This is a genomic window from Paenibacillus sp. LK1 (assembly GCF_002750415.1).
Taxonomy (GTDB): Bacteria; Bacillota; Bacilli; order Paenibacillales; family Paenibacillaceae; genus Paenibacillus; species Paenibacillus taichungensis.
On record NZ_PEII01000015.1, the window covers coordinates 30,536 to 50,699 of the forward strand.

A 20,164-nucleotide genomic window follows, 5' to 3' on the forward strand; every position below is an offset into this window, starting at 1 on the left:
GAACAGTATATTGGGAAAAGAGGTCCCCTCAGCATGAAACCAACACAGCCTTCTTTTTTGCAAGCCATGATGTTAATGATGTTATCTGTCGGCCTGATCAGCCACGTCCTGATCATCCCTGCCCTTTTGTCTTCAGCCAAAAGGGATGCATGGATATCCGTTCTGTTGTCTGCAGGACCTTATCTTATATTCACTCTAATGCTTGCGTATGTTTCTCGTTTTCTCCAGCACCAAACCCTGCATGAATGGCTGACTTCCCATCTTGGCAAGCCTCTTGGCATGCTGTTTCGGGTGGGAAACAGCCTCTTTTTTCTGTCCGTGATCTACTTCACTCTGCATGATACCACCACTTGGGCCAAAACCAATTATCTGACGGAGACGCCAATATTGGTTACAAGCATTGCCCTGATGTCTCTCTGTGCCTATGCGGCCTATAAAGGAGTACGCTCTCTGGCATTTACAGCAGGCTTGATCCTGCCTTTGGTTGTGTTGCTTGGCTTCTATGTCGCTATCGTTAATACACAATACAAGGATTACAGTCGTCTGTTGCCTGTGCTTGAACATGGCTGGCATCCCGTATTTCATGGCACAGTCTACAGCCTTTCAGGCATGTTTGAGTTGCTGTTCATCTGGTACTTGCAGCCCCACCTCTCCAAGCGGATACGTGTATGGCAATACCTGATGCTCGCATCAATTATTCTTGGTCTAACCCTTGGCCCACTTATTGGGGCAATCGTGGAATTCGACCCTTTCGAAGCTGCCAAAATGCGTTATCCGGCCTTTGAAGAATGGCGAATTGCCTCCTTGGGCAAATATATTGCCCAGACTGATTTCTTTTCCATTTACCAATGGCTCGCCGGTTCTTTCACCCGGATTAGTCTGGCCATGTATATTGTAGTAGAAATTTGGAATATTAAGAGCGCCTCCAGAAGGATCATATGTTGTGCCACTCTTGGCGTTTTATTTATTCTTTCCATGCTGTATCCTCTGGATGATATGACATTCGAAAAGCTGCTTGTCCAGTACATATTCCCGTTCAATCTCATGTATCTGAGCGGACTAGCGGTAGTTGCAACAGCAGTTGCATACATCAGTTCACGCCATCAGAGGAGGAAACATCATGGAGCACCAAACGATTGACACCACGTCCCATGAAACACTGCTTGCCTCTTTCGAAGAGCAGTTTGATCCCTGCGCAGATGTTGTTATTCAGACCTTTCCAGCCAAAGATGAAACCGATATGTCGGTAATTATGCTCTATTGCGATGGTTTGGTGGACGGTAAACAAATCAACCAGTTTATTATCCCACGGCTGGAACAGCATTCTCTGTTCATAGAAGAAGCACACCCCAAAGAATTGGGATTAACCTTGAATCCAATAGAAGATCTTACAGATACAGAGAATTTAAATCTGCTGATTTTTAGCGGACAATTACTGCTTATTTTCGGAAATGGTGATCAGTCCTGCAGTCTAGATATCGCGAGTATACCAGGAAGAAACCCTGAGGAGTCAGCAATCGAGTCATCAATTAAAGGACCTCGGGACGGATTTACTGAAGAGCTGTCCGTAAATATCGGCCTCATTCGCAAACGAATGAAAACCTCTTCCATGTGTTATGAGAAATATGTTAAAGGTGGTCGTACCCAGACCTCTATTGGTCTGTTGTATGTCAAAGACATCATTAACCCGGATATTCTGAAAGAAGCACGCAAGAATCTCGACCAAATTGAAATCGATGGCATTCTTGGTACCTCTATTATGGAACGTGCAATTATGGGGGGAATTCGCAGTATCTTCCCACTCACGGATAATACGGAGCGACCCGATTATGTCGTGGACTCTCTTTTAAATGGGCGATTTGTGGTTCTCATTGAAGGTTCACCGGTAGCCATTATCGCTCCAACCACTCTGTTTAATCAGCTAAAATCGCCGGAAGACGAGAGTACCCCCTTTTTCATCGTTACTTTTGAGCGAATTTTGCGCATTTCCGGATTATTGATTGCTTGTTTCTTTCCTGCCTTTTATATTGGCCTGACCAGTTTCAATGTGGAGCAGATCCCCTTGCCCCTGCTGGCAACCATTTCAGGCACGCGGATGGGTCTACCCATGCCAGTAACGCTGGAAGCATTTTTAATGATATTTATGTTCGAGCTATTTAATGAAGCTGGCCGCCGACTCCCACGTGCCTTGGGACAAACCGTCAGCGTCGTAGGTGGACTTATTATTGGAGATGCAGCTATTCGAGCAGGAATTACTTCTCCCACAATCATAGTCACGGTCGCTATCTCGGTGATCTCCAGTTATATTCTGGTGAATACCGTGCTCAGTGGGGCTACTGCTCAAGTCCGGATTGGGATGCTAGTCATTTCTTCCATTCTTGGGTTATTCGGTTTCATGATTGGACTGCTTGGTCTGCTGGTGCACCTCGTATCCTTGGAGTGTTATGGTGTCTCATACCTGTCACCCGTCTCTCCTTATATACCCGGCGACTTCACCCAAGCCGTCTCCATGCCCCCTTCCATGAAACGAACCAAACGCCCAGCCGTACTCCATACCCAGGATTCCACTCGCCGGAGGAAACGCTCGTGACAAGATGGATGGCTAAGGTTAGCTTGCTTATAAGCTGCTTTATCCTGTTGACCGGGTGCTGGGATTCCAAAGAGGTTCAGAGCATTAACTTTATCACGGCTGTAGGAATAGATTATGTAGACAACCAATACGTTGCTTACGCTCAGCTCATTGATTTCTCCAGTATTGCCAAACAGGAAGGGCCAACTTCAAGGCAAGCAAGTGATATCTGGATCGGACGGGGTGAGGGTTCTACGCTGAGTATGGCTATTGATGACCTATATCAAACTTCTCAGCAACAAACGCTGTGGACCCATGTAAAAGCGATTGTTTTATCCAAAAATGTGTTGAATGGACGACTGGAGGATGTCTTCAATACACTGTTGCATTCAGGCCAACTGAGATATACCCCTTGGCTCTACGGTACAGAGCATAACATTACAGATGTACTCTCTCCCTCTGCCCTGCTGAACCAATCCGCCCAGACGATCGAGCTGTTTGAACCTATGAAGCTGTACAAGCAACATTCCGGTTATGAACCCATCCGGCTACATCAGCTCCTTGACGGATTTCGGGAGCCTGCTTCCGTTATTCTTTTGCCGTCCATTACCAATCAGAACCAGACCTGGTATAACGGGGATGAAACACCCCCGCTGATTAGAATGGATGGGTTTTACGTCATTTCAAACGGTAAAAATCAAGGCAGGGTTACGGGTAAGGACGCTGATGGCACACGATTCGTGAATTATGACCGCGTCTATCAATATCCATTGTACGTATACAGCAACGGGAGCAAAATGCCGGAGCTGACGCTTAGGCTTAATAACCCAAAGACCAAGATTAAGGCGAGGAAAGAAGGAAACGGTGTTACATTTGACTTGATTACTTCGGTTAAAGGCGCCATCATCGAGGATCATGACTCTCATCGTTCTCCCCATGTCATGGAAAAGGCAGCGGAGAAACAGATTGAGTCCGAAATCCGCAATACGTTTGAAAAAACCAAATCACGCAAAGTTGATTCCTACGGTTTTGTGGAACATCTATATCGTCATGATCTCCCTTTATGGAGACAAGCGGTATATAAAAGGACTAATCCACTTGAGGGGTTTAAACTCGGTAAGGTGGAGGTTCATGTGAAAATCCTCAATGCCAGTACGTATAAATACGATGAGTAACGCAAAAAGACGATAAGTAGCCTGCAGTCCATGCAAGGTTACTTATCGTCTTTTCATTTTATGATTCACATGTTATCCCAGTGGAAACGCCATAACACTCATGAGTGCCAGTTCAGGCTGAGTGGTATCCAAACGACTGTACTGTACGATAACAGGAACATTGCTGGCGACGGTAATGGCATAGGGTACTCCCGGAGGAACAAGTTGTTCACCCGATCTCAACGAAGCCGTCCGAATATGCTTTGTTCTCCGCGCAGGTACTTCAACCACGATGTCTTCGAGCGGTTCCCTATCTTCAAAATAGATCGTTATTTGTAGCTGTGCACCCACTGTGCCTGCATTTAATACACAGATGCTCTCGTGACTCTCCAGTGAGCCCGAGCTGTCCGGTGGAATGTAACCATCGGGAATCACCCAATAGGTGTGACCTGTCGCAGTGGAAGATATTTTATGTGCCGAAGTGTTTGTCTGATCCTGTGCCATTAATAATTCCTCCTTTGCTAATGCAATAATTAGTTAAACGCACGGGAGGCTCGCGGGGCAGGCGCTTCGGTGGGCGGATCGGGCTGTGGGCTTCTGTTGGCTCGGGATTTCTTTTTCATTTCCCCTCAGCAGGGGAAATCCCGCTCCAAAGGCGGACGCTTCGCTCCCTCTGCTCCGATTCCGCCCTCCTCCGCTGCAACGCTCGCCTTGGCTTTTTATAGGCTTATTGCCTCGCTATATGCGCTGGACAACTTAAAAGCAACTTTGCTCGTTACTTCGTTAACTCACTTAATAAAAGCAAGGCTAACTTGCGTGCAGGCGCTGCGGTGGGCGGATCGGGCTGTGGGCCGCTGTTGGTTCGGGATTTCTTCCTCATTCCCCCCTCAGCAGGGAAAATCCCGCTCCAAAGGCGGACGCTTCGCTCCCTCTGCTCCGATTCCGCCCTCCTTCGCTGCTCCCTCACCTCAAATACATTTGCAGCGGCTGCAGGCGCAGCTCNCAGGCGCTTCGGTGGGCGGATCGGGCTGTGGGCTTCTGTTGGCTCGGGATTTCTTTTTCATTTCCCCTCAGCAGGGGAAATCCCGCTCCAAAGGCGGACGCTTCGCTCCCTCTGCTCCGATTCCGCCCTCCTCCGCTGCAACGCTCGCCTTGGCTTTTTATAGGCTTATTGCCTCGCTATATGCGCTGGACAACTTAAAAGCAACTTTGCTCGTTACTTCGTTAACTCACTTAATAAAAGCAAGGCTAACTTGCGTGCAGGCGCTGCGGTGGGCGGATCGGGCTGTGGGCCGCTGTTGGTTCGGGATTTCTTCCTCATTCCCCCCTCAGCAGGGAAAATCCCGCTCCAAAGGCGGACGCTTCGCTCCCTCTGCTCCGATTCCGCCCTCCTTCGCTGCTCCCTCACCTCAAATACATTTGCAGCGGCTGCAGGCGCAGCTCGCGGATGGCTTCCGCTACCTGCATGGCGAGGCGACGGGCACCGCGCTCCTGAAAATGCGTGTTATCCTCCACGCCTGCTGGGAAGTTTACATACTCACCCGGCAGCACCCACATGAAGTCCTCCTTGCTGCCTTCAATGCCCGCTTGCTCGAACAGGATGCGGCTTCGCTCAGCCAGATCGATCAGCGGTACCCCTTCCTCTTGTGCCAGCTCACGCACGGCGACGATATAATCGCCATGGGTGTCGGTCAATGTTCCGTCATCAGCGAAATAGCGCCGATGCACGGGTGTCACGAGCACCGGACGAGCCTTAGCTTCGCGGGCGGCATCGATATACTTTTTCAGATATTCCTTATATGTTGTGAAAGGCTCCGTTCCCCGGTCAGGGTCCGGCTTCTCATCGTTATGTCCAAATTGAATAAACAGAAAATCTTCCGGTTTCATCTTCTCCAGAATGGCATCCAATCTGCCTTCATTGATAAAGCTTCGGGAACTGCGTCCTGACTGGGCATGATTATCCACAGCAACATCATGTTTGAACTGTGCGGGTAACAGCTGCCCCCAGCCACAGTATGGATATCCACTTTCCGGCTGATCTGTCACTGTAGAATCACCAGCGAGAAATACTGTCATCGTTTGATTGGCAAGCGTGATCTCCAATGCATTAATCCGTGGTGCAGGACCGGAGAAGGATAGTCGGAGCTTCCCGCCACGAACCACAACCGAGAATCGAACCTCTGCACATTGCTCAGGAAGTGTACGTATGGTTGGCAGCATCAATCTTCCCTCTCCGGCTTTGACTCGGGTGATCGTCTCCGCCAAGTCATCCCCTGCAGTTAACAAAACCTGATAGGTTCCATCGGGGACTTCAACGATGAAAGATGCCTTGAGTGGAATACAAAAGCTTGAACGCAATCGGGCAGACACATTTGCCTGCCCTTGTTTGCCGTTGTTAGTCCGACTGGTATCCGATACTTCGTCTTCACTTATCCGTTGCTTCTCATACACAAGGGAGCCGGATTCAAAACCGTATTCCCCCTGTTTTTCATATGCGGTGCTGGCAGATACTTTCAAATAACCATCAATCTCACCTGCACTGCCAGAGTCCGGTCCAAAATTGAACTTCCAATGGGTAACGGCCTCTTTACCGCCCTCTAGCGTTACCTCCGTGGCAACGGCCTGACTACCCTGGGCCTTATTCAATAAGAACAACCTCCTTGTTCAACATGCTAATCCAGGTTTGGATCCAGAATGAATACCGTTTATCCTTTCAGTCCACTGGTGCTCATGCCCTGTACAATTTGTTTCTGGAAAATAAAGAACACGGCTACAACAGGTACGAGACTCACAATGGACATCGCGAACATCGCTCCCCAATTGGAGGCAGACTCACTGTCCAGGAACATTTTCAGCGCCATGGAGACCGTATATTTATCCGGCGAGTTCAGATACAGTACTGGACCGAGCAGATCCTCCCATCTCCAGTAGAAGGAGAAGATCGCAGCCGTTGCGAGTGATGACTTGATGAGCGGCATAATAATCTGTACATACAGTCTGAACTTGTTACATCCATCAATGGTAGCCGCCTCATCCAACTCTTTCGGAATTGTACGAATGAACTGAACCATCAGGAAGATAAAGAATGGCATCCCGAAGAACGTAGGTACAACGATCGGCAGAATGGTATTCAACCAGCCAAGCTTCGTGAAGATAATATATTGGGGTACAAGTACAACGTCATGCGGCAACATCAGAGTCAACATCATCAGAGAGAACCAAAAGTTACGTCCTTTGAAGTTGAGTCTGGCAAAACCAAAGGCGATCAGCGATGAGGATAACACGGCACCAATCGTAGAGATGACCACAATAACAAGTGAGTTGGTGATGTAATCCATAAACGGTCTTCCGCCTGCGCCTTTCCAGCCATCCGCATAGTTACTCCAGATCCATTCCGTAGGGAACAAGGACTCGGCAGTTACGAAGATGGTACGACTTTCTTTGAATGAGCTGAAAAGCATCCATAGAACGGGATAAAGCATCAGGAGGGCCAAAGCTGCAACGAACAGGTGATAGATGGGCCATTTCACATTTCTCCAAACCATCGTTACTTCCCTCCTTCGGATTCATAAAACACCCAGAACTTGGATGTCAGAAACACCGCGACTGTGAGTATACCGATCATAATAAGCATGATCCAGGCCATGGCCGAAGCATAACCCATGTTGTTAAACATAAACGCCTGACGGAACAGATACAGCGAGTAAAGCATCGTACCGTCCATTGGACCACCCTCGCCTTTAGAGATGATATATGCAGGTACGAAGGTCATAAATGCACCGATCGTTTGCATAATCAGGTTGAACAGAATGATTGGACTGAGCAATGGTAAGGTGATACCAAAAAATTTGCGTACCGGGTTGGCACCATCCACACCTGCTGCTTCGTACATCTCGGGAGAGATATTTTTCAGACCGGCGAGAAAAATAAGCATGGAAGATCCAAACTGCCAAACAGACAGCGAAATCAGCATAACGAGAGACGCATTCGGGTCACCAAACCAGCTGATTGGCCCGACTCCGATTGCTGTTAATGCACTGTTGATGACACCCTCATTACTGAAAAGGTTACGCCACATAATCGACACGGCCACACTACCACCGATAATGGACGGTAGGTAGTACAAGGTACGATACGTTCCGACCATACGGGATCCCGTATTCAGGATCATGGCTACGAAAAGCGCGAAGACCAGCCTTAGAGGGACACCAATAAACACATACAGGAACGTTACTTTAACCGAATTCCAGTACTTCGGATCATCAAAGAACATTTTGGTGTAGTTGTCCAGCCCAATCCACCGCGGAGAGGTGAACAGGTTATAACTCGTAAACGACATGTATAGGGATACAAACATCGGAATCAGCGTAAAGCCCAGAAAACCGATGATGAAAGGACTAATAAAAGCATACCCGGTTAAGTTTCTGCGCAACGACGAATATTGCCTCAACGGAACGAACCTCCTTTATTGATCTGCTTGCTTACCACAGCCTTACTTCGGGCTACTGGACGGGGAAAGGCCCTCGCGTTATGCGAGTAGCCCTGTTCCCGTCCATCCCGGTATTGGGATGAGCAAGCGATCATTCAACTGTTATTTATTGTTGGCAAGAACCGCCTCGGCATTTTTGCGGAATGTCGCTGCTGCTTGTTCCGGTGTAACCTTACCAAAGTTCAGTTCCTCAACGACATCCGCAAGAGATGCGATTACTTCAGGTGAACCAACTGGTGGAGGCGGGCTCATTGGTGAAGCCTTAGGCTCCATGGCCGCTACGAATTCAAATACCTGCTTCGTTGCATCACTCAGTTCAGGAGCGATAGCTTCCTTAATTTTGCCCGAGATCGGCACACCGCGCTCGCCTTTGATCAGTTTGTTAGCTTCCACATCGTTCACCCAGAAATCGATGAATTTTGCTGCTTCTTCCTTCACTTTTGAATTCGAAGTAACAGCCCAGTACATACTTGGTTGCATGTAAAGTCCTTTTTCCATATCAGGTCCAGGCATAGGAGCGAATTCCAGTGGACGATTGGCAACCTGTTGTACGGCTACGAATTGGTTGGACCATTGCCAAATACCAACTCCTTTTTCCTTGACCAAATCGGATTCCTCGATGATACCTTTCGTCTGGTTAGCCAGATCCGGGGAAGGCGCTGCACCCTGCTCGATCATCCGGCGCATGAGTCCGAAGAACTCAACGAATAGTTTGTCGTCATCATATCCAAGCCCCGTTCCTTCAGCATTGTAGAGGGACAATCCTTTGGTACGCAAGAAATAGTGGAAGAAGATATCCGGCGCTACGCCCCCGTCCAAAAAGAGTCCTTTGGCAGCCGTTTGTTTGCCAAGCTCTTCATACGATTCCCAAGTCATATTTTCGGGAATGGCATCCACACCCGCTTTTTTGAGCAGAGCCGGATCATACTGGAAACCCAGTACGTTAACACCGGCAGGTACTCCATATTGTTTGCTGTTGATAACGCCTGTGCTGATAACGTTCTCGGATACATCGTCCACTTTAATCTGGTTTCCGAGGTACGGGGACAGATCTTCGAGCTGTCCATTCTGTGCATATTGGCTGATGTAGGAAATATCCATCTGAACAATGTCCGGCAGTTGGTTCGCTGCAGCTTGTGGAGCGAGCTTTTTCCAGTAGTCATCGAATGAAGCATATTCCACATCAATTTTGACGTTCGGGTTTTTCTCTTTGTACAAGTCAATGACCTTCTGTGTATATTCGTGACGTGCATCCGATCCCCACCATGCGATACGAAGTGTTACCGAACCATCCCCAGATGATTCGCCCGATCCTCCGCTGCTGCTGCATGCCGTTGTTAATACCAGCAATGCCGCCATCATCAGGAATATCGCCTTTTTCACCATGCCAATCTCCCCTTTTATGTTGAAATGGTTGTGTGAACGAGTTATCTTCCACTTTCTGATAACGCTTTCACGAACTTTATATTGTCATTTTCGCAAATGTCGGACCAGAGTTGAATACACAAAACCGTCTTGTTGGTTCAAAAAACAGAGGAGGACAACTGCACCTCTATCGGCACCGTTAGTCCCCCTCATATATCGAATAGATGATCGTCAGTCAATTGTTATAAGCCAGTTCTGCGGAATTCGGTAGGTGTCATGCCGGTCCACTTCTTGAACACCTGACTAAAATATTGTGAGTTCCCCCCAAAGCCAAACAATTCGGCAAGCTCAAAAACCTTCACATCTCCACCTCTACGAATATGGTCGCAGGCACGCTCAATGCGTAAACGATTCACATAATTGGAGAAGTTTTCTCCCGTCACTTTTTTGAATATCTTGCCGAGATAATCCGGATTCATATATAACATCTGATGGGCAACCCCATTAAGAGAGAGATCAGCTTCGCCATAGTGGCGATCCACAATATCCATCATCTTCTCTACGGCAGAAGACTGACGGCTAATATGATTTTTGTAGTAACCGGAGGTTAACCGGGCTGCGCTGCTGGCGACAAAGGATTTTAAGCCAGACAATGTGTCGATATGGGGCAGTTCTGCCATACGCTGGGTAAATTCCGTCGCCTCCTCGGGAGGACAGACATGAATCATTGCGGAGTACAATTGCACCACATACGAACGAGTAATCCCAATCTCAAGCTGCTGACCGGACAAAAGCTCGAACAGGCGATCCACTTCAGCTGCAGCTTCTTCCGTATTGCCTGACTTAATCAACTGACAGAGCTGCTCTGCGTCTTGTTCAACATGTACCCCATCACATTCCCCGGCCAGCTCCAGATCACTTTTGGTAATCAGCTTGCCTTCGCCGATAAAGAAGCGGTGGTTCAGGCATTGCAGTGCCTCACGGAACAAACGCCGGGACTGAATCATTCGATCTGCTTCGCTTAGGGCAGCCGTAACTTCCAATTTATATAATCTGGTGAAAGCAGCCCGCACTTCCTCAATGCTCTCCTTCAGACCAACCGGATCGGCAGAATCCCCCAGCAAAATTAATAGTTTGCCTTCAATGGTAGTGCTTAACAGAACATGGGGCAGCAGATCACTGGCAATGTTTTTGATTGCAAATAGATGACTATAATCATGTTCATCCGCAATCCGGAACAGCAGCAGCCGAACTTCGTTATCCTCCAGCTCCAGATCAAACAGCTCCTGATAATACTCCAAATCAACCGGACCATAGGTTTGGTTCGTCATAAACTCCAGCAGGAACTGCTCCTTGACATGTGGTAGCACTCGCTGCAGCCGCTGTTTCATCTCTCCGGCGACATGTTCCTTTACCTGGGCATCCTGGTGTTCTTGAAGCAACTCGGACAAAGCATCGTGAATCTGGTTCTCGTTACACGGTTTGAGCAGATAATGTTTCACTCCATATTGCATGGCCCGGCGAGCGTATTCGAACTCTTTGTATCCAGACAACATGATAAAGCGAAGTCCAGGATAAGCTTCGGAAGCTTTTTCAATGAGTCCAAGACCATCCAGGCCAGGCATTGAAATATCTGTAATGATAATATCCGGTTTGGAATGACCGATTTTATCCAGTGCTTCAATTCCGTTTCTCGCGGTATCCACCAGTTCCGTTCCCGCTGCAGCCCAATCCACGACTTGCGAAATCCCCTCCAGAATGACACGTTCATCATCTACGAGCATCACTTTGTACATCGTCATCGTCCTCTCTAATCCAAGGTATTCTGATCGATACTACGGTCCCTGATCCGGGATTGCTGCTCATGATCATTTCGCCTTCTTCGCCGAAGGTCAATCTGATCCGTTCTTTGATGTTCGACAGTCCGATCCCCTGTCCCCTCGTCTGTACGCGTCCCTCTTGCAATTGCTCCAGAAATTCGGGAGTCATACCCGGACCATCGTCCTCCACCTCAATTACAACGTTGTCTCCGTCTGCTCTCGCCCGAATCCGAATACGGCAAGGTTCTATGCTTGGCTCCAATGCATAATGAATGGCGTTCTCTACCAATGGCTGCAGGGTTAACTTCGGAATGCGTGCAGTGCCCACTTCAGGCGCAATATCCATGTCAAAATCAAGTCTTTCCTCGAATCGCGTGTGCTGGATCGTCACATAACTGCGGACAATATCCAGTTCCCTTTCCAAAGTAATCCACTTCTCGGACATGTTCACTGAGCTTCGCAGCAGAAATCCGAGAGCCTCAACCATTTCGGAGATTTGATGCTGCTTCTGCACTTTGGCAAGCCAGTTGATTGATTCCAGTGTGTTATATAGAAAATGTGGATTAATCTGAGCCTGAAGCGCTTTCAATTCGGTCTCTCGGATCACGAGTTGCTTCGCATAATTCTCGTCAATGAGTTCGCGTATACGCTGTACCATCATCTTGAACGTGCGATGCAGCAACCCCACCTCGTTCTGAGAAGATGCTGGGACATTGCCCAGCGCTGCTTCCTCCAGCTTATCCAGATCGCCTTTTTCAATATTGCGCATCTTCTTGATCAACTGGGCGATGGGCTGTGTAATGCTGCGAGAAAACTTGGCTCCAAATATAAGCGCCGCCAGGAATATCATGATAAAAATAACAGTCACCAGCTGTTTGACAAACTGGATCTGCTTAAACATTTGGTCAAAGGGCGTCATGTACAGATACACCCAATTGGTATACGGAGAATTCGCACGGGCGACGAAATTTCTTCCCTGCTCAAACATGGCTATCCCATAAGGCTGAGTGCGCTTTAGCTCAGACTCAATTTCAGATTTACTGACCGTCGACTCTGTTGGGTAGATTACTTCCCGGCCATCTGTAATTAATAGCTGTGAATCCTCTGCCGGGTGCTGCATCTGATCCTGAACAATTCGATCCAGTCGTACACGAATAACCAGAGTGCCCAGCTTCTCCAGCGTGAATGCTCCACCGGTAAAAGACTTTACCTGTCTAACCGACAGTAATCTGGCTTGTTGGTCCCCGCCTGTGTACCAGGCATTGGAGCCTGAATATTGCTGTCCCAAAGCAACCAATTCTTTTTGCTTTTTCTCGGAGATCCCTTCACGGTTTCCAGCTGCCATAATATTATTATCATTATCGATAAAGATCATGGAATAGACGTATTTCTCTGAACCTGCATATGCCACCAGTCTGTTGGTAATTTTTTTGCGCAAGCCATTTTTCTCATATCCTGATTCAGCCTTATCCAACTGAAGTAGATATTGCTGAAGAGGCTCGTCAGACATAACCTTGAAGGATAGATTAGAGATCTCACGCAGTTGGTTCTCGATGCCCACCGAAGACATATTAAGCACCTGTGAAGATTTCTCATAGATTTGTCGGTCATAAATACCGAACACATACCCCAAGACAGATACATAGAATGTGAAGCTGATCATCATCAGTAATCCAATGAGGAGAATGGTTTTATGATGAATTGGTAATTTCGTGAAAGCGTTTTTAATTCTACTCATCCAAAGCGCTCCTTTGGCTCGCGAAGGGTGCTGTCATTCGAAACTGTTTTCGATCTACTGTAAGTTATTTTCATATTTACACATCCATGGTCAGATGACAAGTCATATTTATGCAACATTTTAGGTCATTTTCGAAGGTGTGTCTCTTTGTACTTGCATGAAAACAGACGCAAAAACAGCCAGTTTCCCTGAAAGGATCAAGGAATCTGGCTGTTCGATATCATGCTAAATAGTGTATAAAAGTACTACTTATTGTTATGGATTTACAAATACCGTTTTTAACTTGGCTACATACTGGACATCAAAGCCAAGACCCTCGGCTACCATGGCGAGAGGTACATACGTTTTGGATTCTGTACCCACCTTGCTCAGGAATGCGGGTGTATCCACGGCTACAGATGCACCATTCACCTGAACAGCCGTTGCACCAATCTTAACAGCAACCTTCCGATCTCCGTATGTAATCGTTGCGGTTGAGGTTTTGTTATCCCATACCGTGGTTGCGCCAACGGCATTCACGATATCCTGGATCGCCACAAAGTTTTTACCATTGCGGTTAATTGGTTTGTACGGTGTATCCAGCGTTTTACCACTGACGATGATATTCATCGGTTGGCCTGCAGCAGGAGCCGTCAGTTTGGTGTAATCGCCCCAGATTGTTTCTGCGAATACTTGGGCAATCGCTTCATATCCGAACTGATTCGGGTGGAAATCGCGGTCCTTAATCATATGAGTCATCGTGCCTTCACCGCCAATAAACTCCTTGGCGACATGAGCTACTTTTACATCAATCCCTTTAGCGGAAAATTCAGTCGCAATTCCATCAATGGTCGCAGTAAACCCTTGGGAAGCTTCCATCAGTTTCGCATAGAGCGCTTTGCCAGCTACTTCAGGCATAGGTTGGTACTGGTCTGCGATTACGATTTTGGCATTAGGATTAATCTCATAAATATCATTGATAACTGCACTAACATTGGCTGTATAAGAAGATAGCAATTCCTTTACTTTGGCTTCCAGTTCTGCATCACTCAACTTATCTGCTGAACCGAGCAACTCGGATACATCGTTCCCGCCAATTGTGATGGCAACGAGATTAGCTCCAGCTACACTCTCCCGGATGGCAGCAATATTGGCTCCAACTTGTGCCGCTCTTGGATCAGGAAGGCTCGGCTGAATAGCTTCGGAAGTGAGCGCTTTCCCTTCTTTAATCGCATCTGCAAAGTTTTTCAAACCACTGCTCTTCAATCCGGCAATACCATAGTTGTCCACCTGAGTACGTCCGTGAAGCAGACCTTGTTCCTGCAACCGTTCTACATAACCGTATGGCAGTTCTTTCAGGTTCGGCTCATACCCTACAGTGATGGAATCCCCCAATGTGACGAGGCGGAAATCCTTGGTTACCGCTACCGCATCTTTCTGTAAAGGCAACGATGATGTTACGCTTCCCGCTGGTAACGTATTGCTATCTGCAGCATGAGCAGACTGTGCGGATGATGCCAAAATCAGCATCCCTGCCAGCATACTTGCCGTTAATCCCGCGGCGGTACTTCTCCATATGCGTCTACGCTTCATTCTTAGAACACTCCTTTTTTCTCGTATCTATATAATAAAATATAATTACATATTACACTCTTCACTTCGATGACAGAAGTTCGTGTAACTCTATTCTAACATTATTAACGGGGAGCTGTCGTCTGCACCCCTACCCGCACGAAAAACAGACTCCCAAATTTGGCAAGTCTGTTATCCGTTGAGTATAAGCAAGATGTCCACTCGTTAAGACTTTGATTTATTCGCGTCTCCAGAATCAGAACCATTCGGGTCGGTATCCGGTTTGTTCCCGGCAGAACGTTCTAGGTATTGATCGTAGCGATCGTCCACCTCACGTGCCATGTCCCGGTACTTCAACGTTTCTTCGACAATCGGGTCCCGTTCTGTCTGAATGCGCACCTCGTACTTGGGGGGAATCAGCTGACGTTCACGTTTGTCAGCATCGCCGGACTCCTCCATGTCCCCTTCAGTCAGCATATCACTCAAACGTCGTTCCAGTTCTTTGGATTCATCCATTGTTGTTCGCTCCTTCAGTAAATTTTTACTCCAAACCTGTTGCGTTTGCTTTCTTCAGCACATCTGTCAGTGCATCATGAATCTTGCCATTGCTGGCAACCACATGACTCACGGACAGTTGGTAAGGCGTTCCCACGGTATCGGTAACCTTGCCGCCGGATTCCTCAACCAGCAGTGCACCTGCGGCGATATCCCATGGCTTCAAACCAACTTCGGTATAAGCGCTGAGGCGCCCCGCTGCAACATATGCCAAATGCAGGGCAGCAGAACCACCCGCACGCAGACTGCGTACTTGCGGTGCAAGCGCCTGAACAGCGGCCATATTGATCGGCAACGCGTAGGTTGTATCCGCTGGGAAACCAACCGCGATCAGGCTCTGTGCCAGTTCCTGTTCACCCGATACAAGCATCCGGTTTCCGTGCACGTAAGCGCCTTTTCCTTTTTCCGCAACAAACATCTCGTCACGGGAAGGATCGTAGATTACCCCCACAATCACCTCACCGTTATGGGCCAAGGCAATGGATACGGAGTAGAACGGAAAACCATGTACAAAGTTCGTCGTTCCGTCCACCGGGTCCACAATCCAGAGAAACTCTTCTTCCTCAGCTTCTTTCAGTGCCTTCGCTGATGCTTCCGGTCCCGGTTCCACGCCTTCTTCACCCAGAATGGCATGATGGGGAAAATGCGTCAGAATCAGGCGGCGGATCATCTGTTCCGCACCTTTATCGACTTCAGTAACGAGATCCTGCGGCGAATACTTGGTTCCGGGCTCCCCCACAGTACCGAGACGACTCTTGATCCACTCTCCAGCTTTGGAAGCTGCATTAATGGCGACGGCAGTATAGCTTTTGCTTGTCACGACATAAGGTGTTTTTTCCTTCTCATTCAAAGCGTTCACTCTACTTTCTATATCAATCTACGAAAAATTAAAATACTTGTTAAAAGTATACGCCCCGAGGGTCGTAAAGTTTCTCGTTGCCCAGGCCCCTTTTGGCGCTACGGATGAATGATAACCGTTGACTCGTCCACCCACTCCACACCCTCTTCGTGATAGAATGCTAGTTTCTGCATCAACTGCACCAGAGCTTCATCCTTGCGTTTGGCCTCAATCATCACATCAAGGGCAGGCGTATCTGCTGCAATATGACGTAAAAAAGCCAGCAATGGTTCCACCTCAACCCCATCCGCATGTCCTCGCAGGTCCTTCTCACTCTTTGGACTGGAGACGTGAATTTTGGGCGGTAACGGCTTGTCTGCCGGTGAATCCGCTTGAGCAAGCGGGGACTCCCATGTCTTCAATATATCCGGCCAAAGATCCCATGGCTGTTCGCCTTCATTGTTCACCCATTGATGGTGGATATCCAGCACCATGGGCAGCCCCATACGTTGACATACCGCAAGGGTCTCGGGAGCATTGAACGTTTTGTCATCATTTTCGAGCGTCAGCCGTTCCTGAATATCCCGATCCAGCTTTAGAAAATTTTCTTCAAAACGTAGCGCTGCACTAGGCTTGTCCCCGTATGCACCACCAATATGTATATTGTTCTTGGCAGTAGCATTCAGCCCCATGGCATCCAGCATACGTACATGATGACGAAGGTCGCGCATGGAGTTCCGCAGCACTTCCTCCCGAGGCGTACTGAGGACCGTAAAATGATCCGGGTGGAAAGACACACGCATCTCGTTCTCCTTCACAAAATCGCCAATCGCGGCAAAATCCTGCTTAAGTGCGGGAAACGGGTCCCAATCACTGAGATCCTCATGCGTTGCCAGCGGAATTAATTTGGAAGAGAAACGATATACATGAATATGGCTTCCTTTGTTGTGTCTGAGCAAACGTAATGTATTATGCAAATTCTCGGCCGCAATCCGTTCAAGCTTGCGAATTGCCGCTTCCCTATCATCAATTTTCTTAAAGCTGGACATAGTCATCGTCCGGGAAGGTGAAGCATTCTCCACAAGCACAGACATTGCCACATAGCCAAAACGTACGAGCATGAATTTCTTCCTCTCTATTAGGGCGGGATTCCTTCCCGGCATATGAAGCCGGCAGTCTTCCCTTCACTTTATATAACCAAGTTTTACCCTAAAAGAGTGACCATAATCGTGTTTGGACAAATCCGTCCATTCGTTCGGGTACACATGTAACAAACTACCCCTGAGCCTGTTCACCAAAGAACATCTCGTCCGCGAGAGCAGTCTGAATGCGTGATTCTTCCTCGTTCAGTTTACGGATCAATTGCATCTCCACTTCGGTCACTTCTTGACCCTGGAAGTTAATCTCAGCAATGGAGACTACGATTTTTACGATGGCTACGGCCACGTTATCCGGTGTGTAAGCAATGACTTTCTGTCCGGTAGGAAATACGCGAAAACCTTGTTTGACCATTTTGCCACGGCCGTACTCAAGCAATTCGAACAGCTCTTGTTCATTCTTGAACTTGCACACGGAATTGAATTCGGTCTGAAATCCCATTCATACCCCTCCTTATAATGTCGTCCTTAGGCTACGCGTGTACGCCGTTCTCGTAGTTCAGCGCCTGCTTGCGGTTGTAGCGTTCCAAAGCCAGCTCAATCATACGATCCAGCAGTTCGGCATACGATACGCCCGTCTCACGCCACAAGAGCGGGTACATGCTGTATGGTGTGAAACCAGGCATGGTGTTTACTTCATTAATAAGCAATGCCCCATCCGATTTGCGAATGAAGAAGTCTGCACGGGAAATACCATTGCCTTCAATCGCACGGAATGCCTGCAATGCGGCCTCGCGGATGCGATCTGCGGCTTCCGGGTCTAGCGGAGCAGGGATCAGCATCTGAGACTGACCATCGATGTATTTGGCTGCATAGTCATAATATTCACCGGAAGATACGATTTCTCCTGGTACGGAAGCCATCGGTTCGTCATTACCGAGCACACTGACTTCAACTTCTCGTGCCTCTACAAACTCCTCAATGACTACCTTTGTATCGTATCGGAGAGCGAACTCCACGGCTTTCTTCAGTTCATCCCGGTTACGCGCCTTCGAGATCCCTACGCTGGAACCGAGATTGGCCGGTTTAATGAAACACGGATAGCCCAGTTGATCTTCCACCTGCAAGATCATTTCATGTTCGGTCTGCTTCCATTGAGTTGCGTTAAAATACGTAAAGGCACATTGGTCGATTCCGGCCTGCGCGAACAGTTTCTTCATGACCACTTTGTCCATGCCGCCTGCCGAAGCGAGTACACCTGCGCCAACATAAGGCATATCCGCCATCTCGAACATCCCTTGAATCGTGCCATCCTCACCAAACGTACCGTGCAGCAGTGGGAACATGACGTCCATCGCCTCTTCTCCGCCATATAAACGGCCGAACAGCGCGTTCAGCGCTTCCTGAGTTCCGCCCGCCGCCTGCTCCAGCTTCAAATCTTCAATCTGCGCGAATGGCGCGTGCATGACGGATCCTTTTTTCCACGTACCCTGCTTGGAGATATAAAACGGAACCAGTTCATACTTCTCATAATCAAATGCGTTCGTTACAGCAAACGCCGTTTGCAGCGACACCTCATGCTCGCCTGACTTTCCGCCGTAAACGACGCCTACTGTTAATTTATCCATACTCATGCGTAACCTCCGATTATCTGTGCAATGATACTGCCATGTCTGTCATGTTCAGCACCACTTTTTATTCTGTTATCTAGACTTATTTTACACGGAACCGGATGTCCACGTCACCGAATCCCGTAAAATCTTTGACCATCAAAACTCATCTGCAATGTGAAAAAGCCGGTACACCGTCCGCTCGTTCCAAGCGTAAGAATCCCGGTAATCCCAAAAACGGTGGCGACTGCTGACTGTATGTGCGTTCACAAGCGGCATACCTCCCGCATCAAAAGCGGTCACAACGGTACTGTGTTGAAACCTGCCGTCCCCGTCCCAGTCGTAAAGGATTACATCTCCCAGCATTAACTGCTCTGGACGATCCACTTCGGTTGCTGACAATCCCCAGCTGCTGCCGGATAAATAACGTTCCAAACTATTGGACACGGCCCAACTGTAACTCCACATTTCAGAGCCATTTACATAGCCTTTGTACCACCATCCTGCTTCTCTTTTACCAGTATAGTGGATGGGTGCTTCCCCTGCAAAGAGACATTGGGACACATAATTGGTGCAATCTACTTCGAATTCCTCAAATGCCGGGTTTCCCGCATTCCACCACCGGTCCGCGTAGGCGACAGCCAGATCTCTGCGGTACAGCTGCTGCCTCGATCTCCTCCCCTGTCCCAACACTTCTCGGTTAAGCAGCGGCCGATTCATCGCCTGTACAAAATCGGCTTGTTGAAAAGGACGGCCCTCTCCTACCGGACGACGCTCCGGCACTTCACGTTCTACACGTGCAATGGTCCAAACTCCACCTTGCCTAAGAAAGGTCAGGCGTTCCCGTTCAATCCGGTCTTCCCGATGGGTCAAACCATTCTTCTCATAGAACAGCCTGCTGTACAATTGTACATCGACAATCGATTCATCTGCCCCATCCATAAGTGTCCGCACAAGCTTGGCGCTGGTCTCACTGCGAAGAGGCACGGCCCGCCGCTTGCGGTACCATTGGTCCAGTCTGGCCATCCGCTCTCCCCGTTCCATCACAAATTCCGGATCGGTGACAATCCGTTCGCTTGTCTGTGGGCGGTAGTCGATCTCACAGCGATTATACTGGTTCACGTAGGTATATAAGGCGCTCTTCCATTCGCGTTCCAAGCCTGTGTCCCCCTTTGGCATGAGTTCTGTCCGGAATGATCCATTGCATGAAAACTCTTTTTTATTTATATGAGAGAATTTCGGTTGTATGAGTCTGGTTCTGTTTTGAAGCCTTAATATGGGGGATAATGCGTACGGAAGAGATCGCGTCCGTTCCCATTAATTGAGAACGCATTCAATCTCTCAATAGCTTGGCTGGACAGGCAAAAAGCCCTTTACG

The 20,164-nt window shown here is 48.3% G+C and carries 17 protein-coding genes; 3 read left to right on the forward strand and 14 right to left on the reverse strand.

What is annotated here, in order from left to right:
• Positions 1-33: 33 nt before the first annotated feature.
• Genes CS562_RS26990 through CS562_RS27000 form a run of 3 tightly spaced genes read left to right on the forward strand, consistent with a single transcriptional unit; the run spans position 34 to position 3,744 of the window.
• Entirely contained in the window at positions 34-1,140 is a 1,107-nt protein-coding gene (locus CS562_RS26990) for a GerAB/ArcD/ProY family transporter (RefSeq protein ID WP_099858736.1), read from the forward strand.
• Positions 1,121-2,590, forward strand: coding sequence for a spore germination protein (locus tag CS562_RS26995; RefSeq protein ID WP_076292215.1), 1,470 nt, complete (start codon positions 1,121-1,123; stop codon positions 2,588-2,590). The genes CS562_RS26990 and CS562_RS26995 overlap by 20 nt, the downstream gene beginning before the upstream one ends.
• Positions 2,587-3,744 carry a Ger(x)C family spore germination protein gene (locus CS562_RS27000; protein WP_076292214.1) on the forward strand — a complete coding sequence of 386 codons (1,158 nt, stop codon included), beginning with the start codon at positions 2,587-2,589 and terminating at the stop codon, positions 3,742-3,744. Before CS562_RS26995 ends, CS562_RS27000 begins: the two co-directional genes overlap by 4 nt.
• A 72-nt stretch (positions 3,745-3,816) precedes the next feature.
• Here the strand turns inward: CS562_RS27000 and CS562_RS27005 are convergent, their stop codons facing one another.
• The 14 genes from CS562_RS27005 to CS562_RS27070 all read right to left on the reverse strand — a co-directional run bounded on the left by CS562_RS27005 (position 3,817) and on the right by CS562_RS27070 (position 19,944).
• Positions 3,817-4,227, reverse strand: coding sequence for a sensory rhodopsin transducer (locus tag CS562_RS27005; protein WP_099858737.1), 411 nt, complete (start codon positions 4,225-4,227; stop codon positions 3,817-3,819).
• A 900-nt stretch (positions 4,228-5,127) separates the two neighbouring features.
• A complete protein-coding gene (locus tag CS562_RS27010) occupies positions 5,128-6,252 on the reverse strand; it encodes a rhamnogalacturonan acetylesterase (protein WP_373561766.1) in 1,125 nt (374 codons plus the stop codon).
• A 176-nt stretch (positions 6,253-6,428) separates the two neighbouring features.
• A complete protein-coding gene (locus CS562_RS27015; RefSeq protein ID WP_024633028.1) occupies positions 6,429-7,268 on the reverse strand; it encodes a carbohydrate ABC transporter permease in 840 nt (279 codons plus the stop codon).
• 2 nt (positions 7,269-7,270) lie between these two features.
• Positions 7,271-8,173, reverse strand: a complete 903-nt coding sequence (locus CS562_RS27020; protein ID WP_099858738.1) for a carbohydrate ABC transporter permease — start codon at positions 8,171-8,173, stop codon at positions 7,271-7,273.
• A gap of 141 nt (positions 8,174-8,314) precedes the next feature.
• Positions 8,315-9,598 carry an ABC transporter substrate-binding protein gene (locus CS562_RS27025; RefSeq protein WP_099858739.1) on the reverse strand — a complete coding sequence of 428 codons (1,284 nt, stop codon included), beginning with the start codon at positions 9,596-9,598 and terminating at the stop codon, positions 8,315-8,317.
• A 221-nt stretch (positions 9,599-9,819) separates the two neighbouring features.
• Positions 9,820-11,373, reverse strand: a complete 1,554-nt coding sequence (locus CS562_RS27030) for a response regulator transcription factor (protein WP_099858740.1) — start codon at positions 11,371-11,373, stop codon at positions 9,820-9,822.
• A complete protein-coding gene (locus CS562_RS27035) occupies positions 11,348-13,135 on the reverse strand; it encodes a cache domain-containing sensor histidine kinase (protein ID WP_076292269.1) in 1,788 nt (595 codons plus the stop codon). Before CS562_RS27035 ends, CS562_RS27030 begins: the two co-directional genes overlap by 26 nt.
• Positions 13,136-13,390: 255 nt before the next feature.
• Positions 13,391-14,707, reverse strand: coding sequence for an SGNH/GDSL hydrolase family protein (locus CS562_RS27040; protein WP_099858741.1), 1,317 nt, complete (start codon positions 14,705-14,707; stop codon positions 13,391-13,393).
• Positions 14,708-14,911: 204 nt separating this feature from the next.
• Positions 14,912-15,202: a hypothetical protein gene (locus CS562_RS27045; RefSeq protein WP_099858742.1), complete on the reverse strand. Its 291-nt coding sequence runs from the start codon at positions 15,200-15,202 to the stop codon at positions 14,912-14,914.
• Positions 15,203-15,227: 25 nt separating this feature from the next.
• Positions 15,228-16,091 (reverse strand): inositol monophosphatase family protein, encoded by an 864-nt coding sequence (locus CS562_RS27050; protein WP_371129194.1) that lies wholly within the window; start codon positions 16,089-16,091, stop codon positions 15,228-15,230.
• 107 nt (positions 16,092-16,198) lie between these two features.
• On the reverse strand, positions 16,199-17,200 hold the full coding sequence (uvsE, locus tag CS562_RS27055) for a UV DNA damage repair endonuclease UvsE (protein ID WP_099858743.1): 1,002 nt from the start codon (positions 17,198-17,200) through the stop codon (positions 16,199-16,201).
• A 154-nt stretch (positions 17,201-17,354) separates the two neighbouring features.
• Positions 17,355-17,678, reverse strand: coding sequence for a hypothetical protein (locus CS562_RS27060; protein ID WP_053779624.1), 324 nt, complete (start codon positions 17,676-17,678; stop codon positions 17,355-17,357).
• A 31-nt stretch (positions 17,679-17,709) separates the two neighbouring features.
• On the reverse strand, positions 17,710-18,810 hold the full coding sequence (locus CS562_RS27065) for a D-alanine--D-alanine ligase (protein ID WP_076290475.1): 1,101 nt from the start codon (positions 18,808-18,810) through the stop codon (positions 17,710-17,712).
• A gap of 135 nt (positions 18,811-18,945) precedes the next feature.
• Positions 18,946-19,944 carry an amidase domain-containing protein gene (locus tag CS562_RS27070; protein ID WP_373561765.1) on the reverse strand — a complete coding sequence of 333 codons (999 nt, stop codon included), beginning with the start codon at positions 19,942-19,944 and terminating at the stop codon, positions 18,946-18,948.
• Positions 19,945-20,164: the final 220 nt, after the last annotated feature.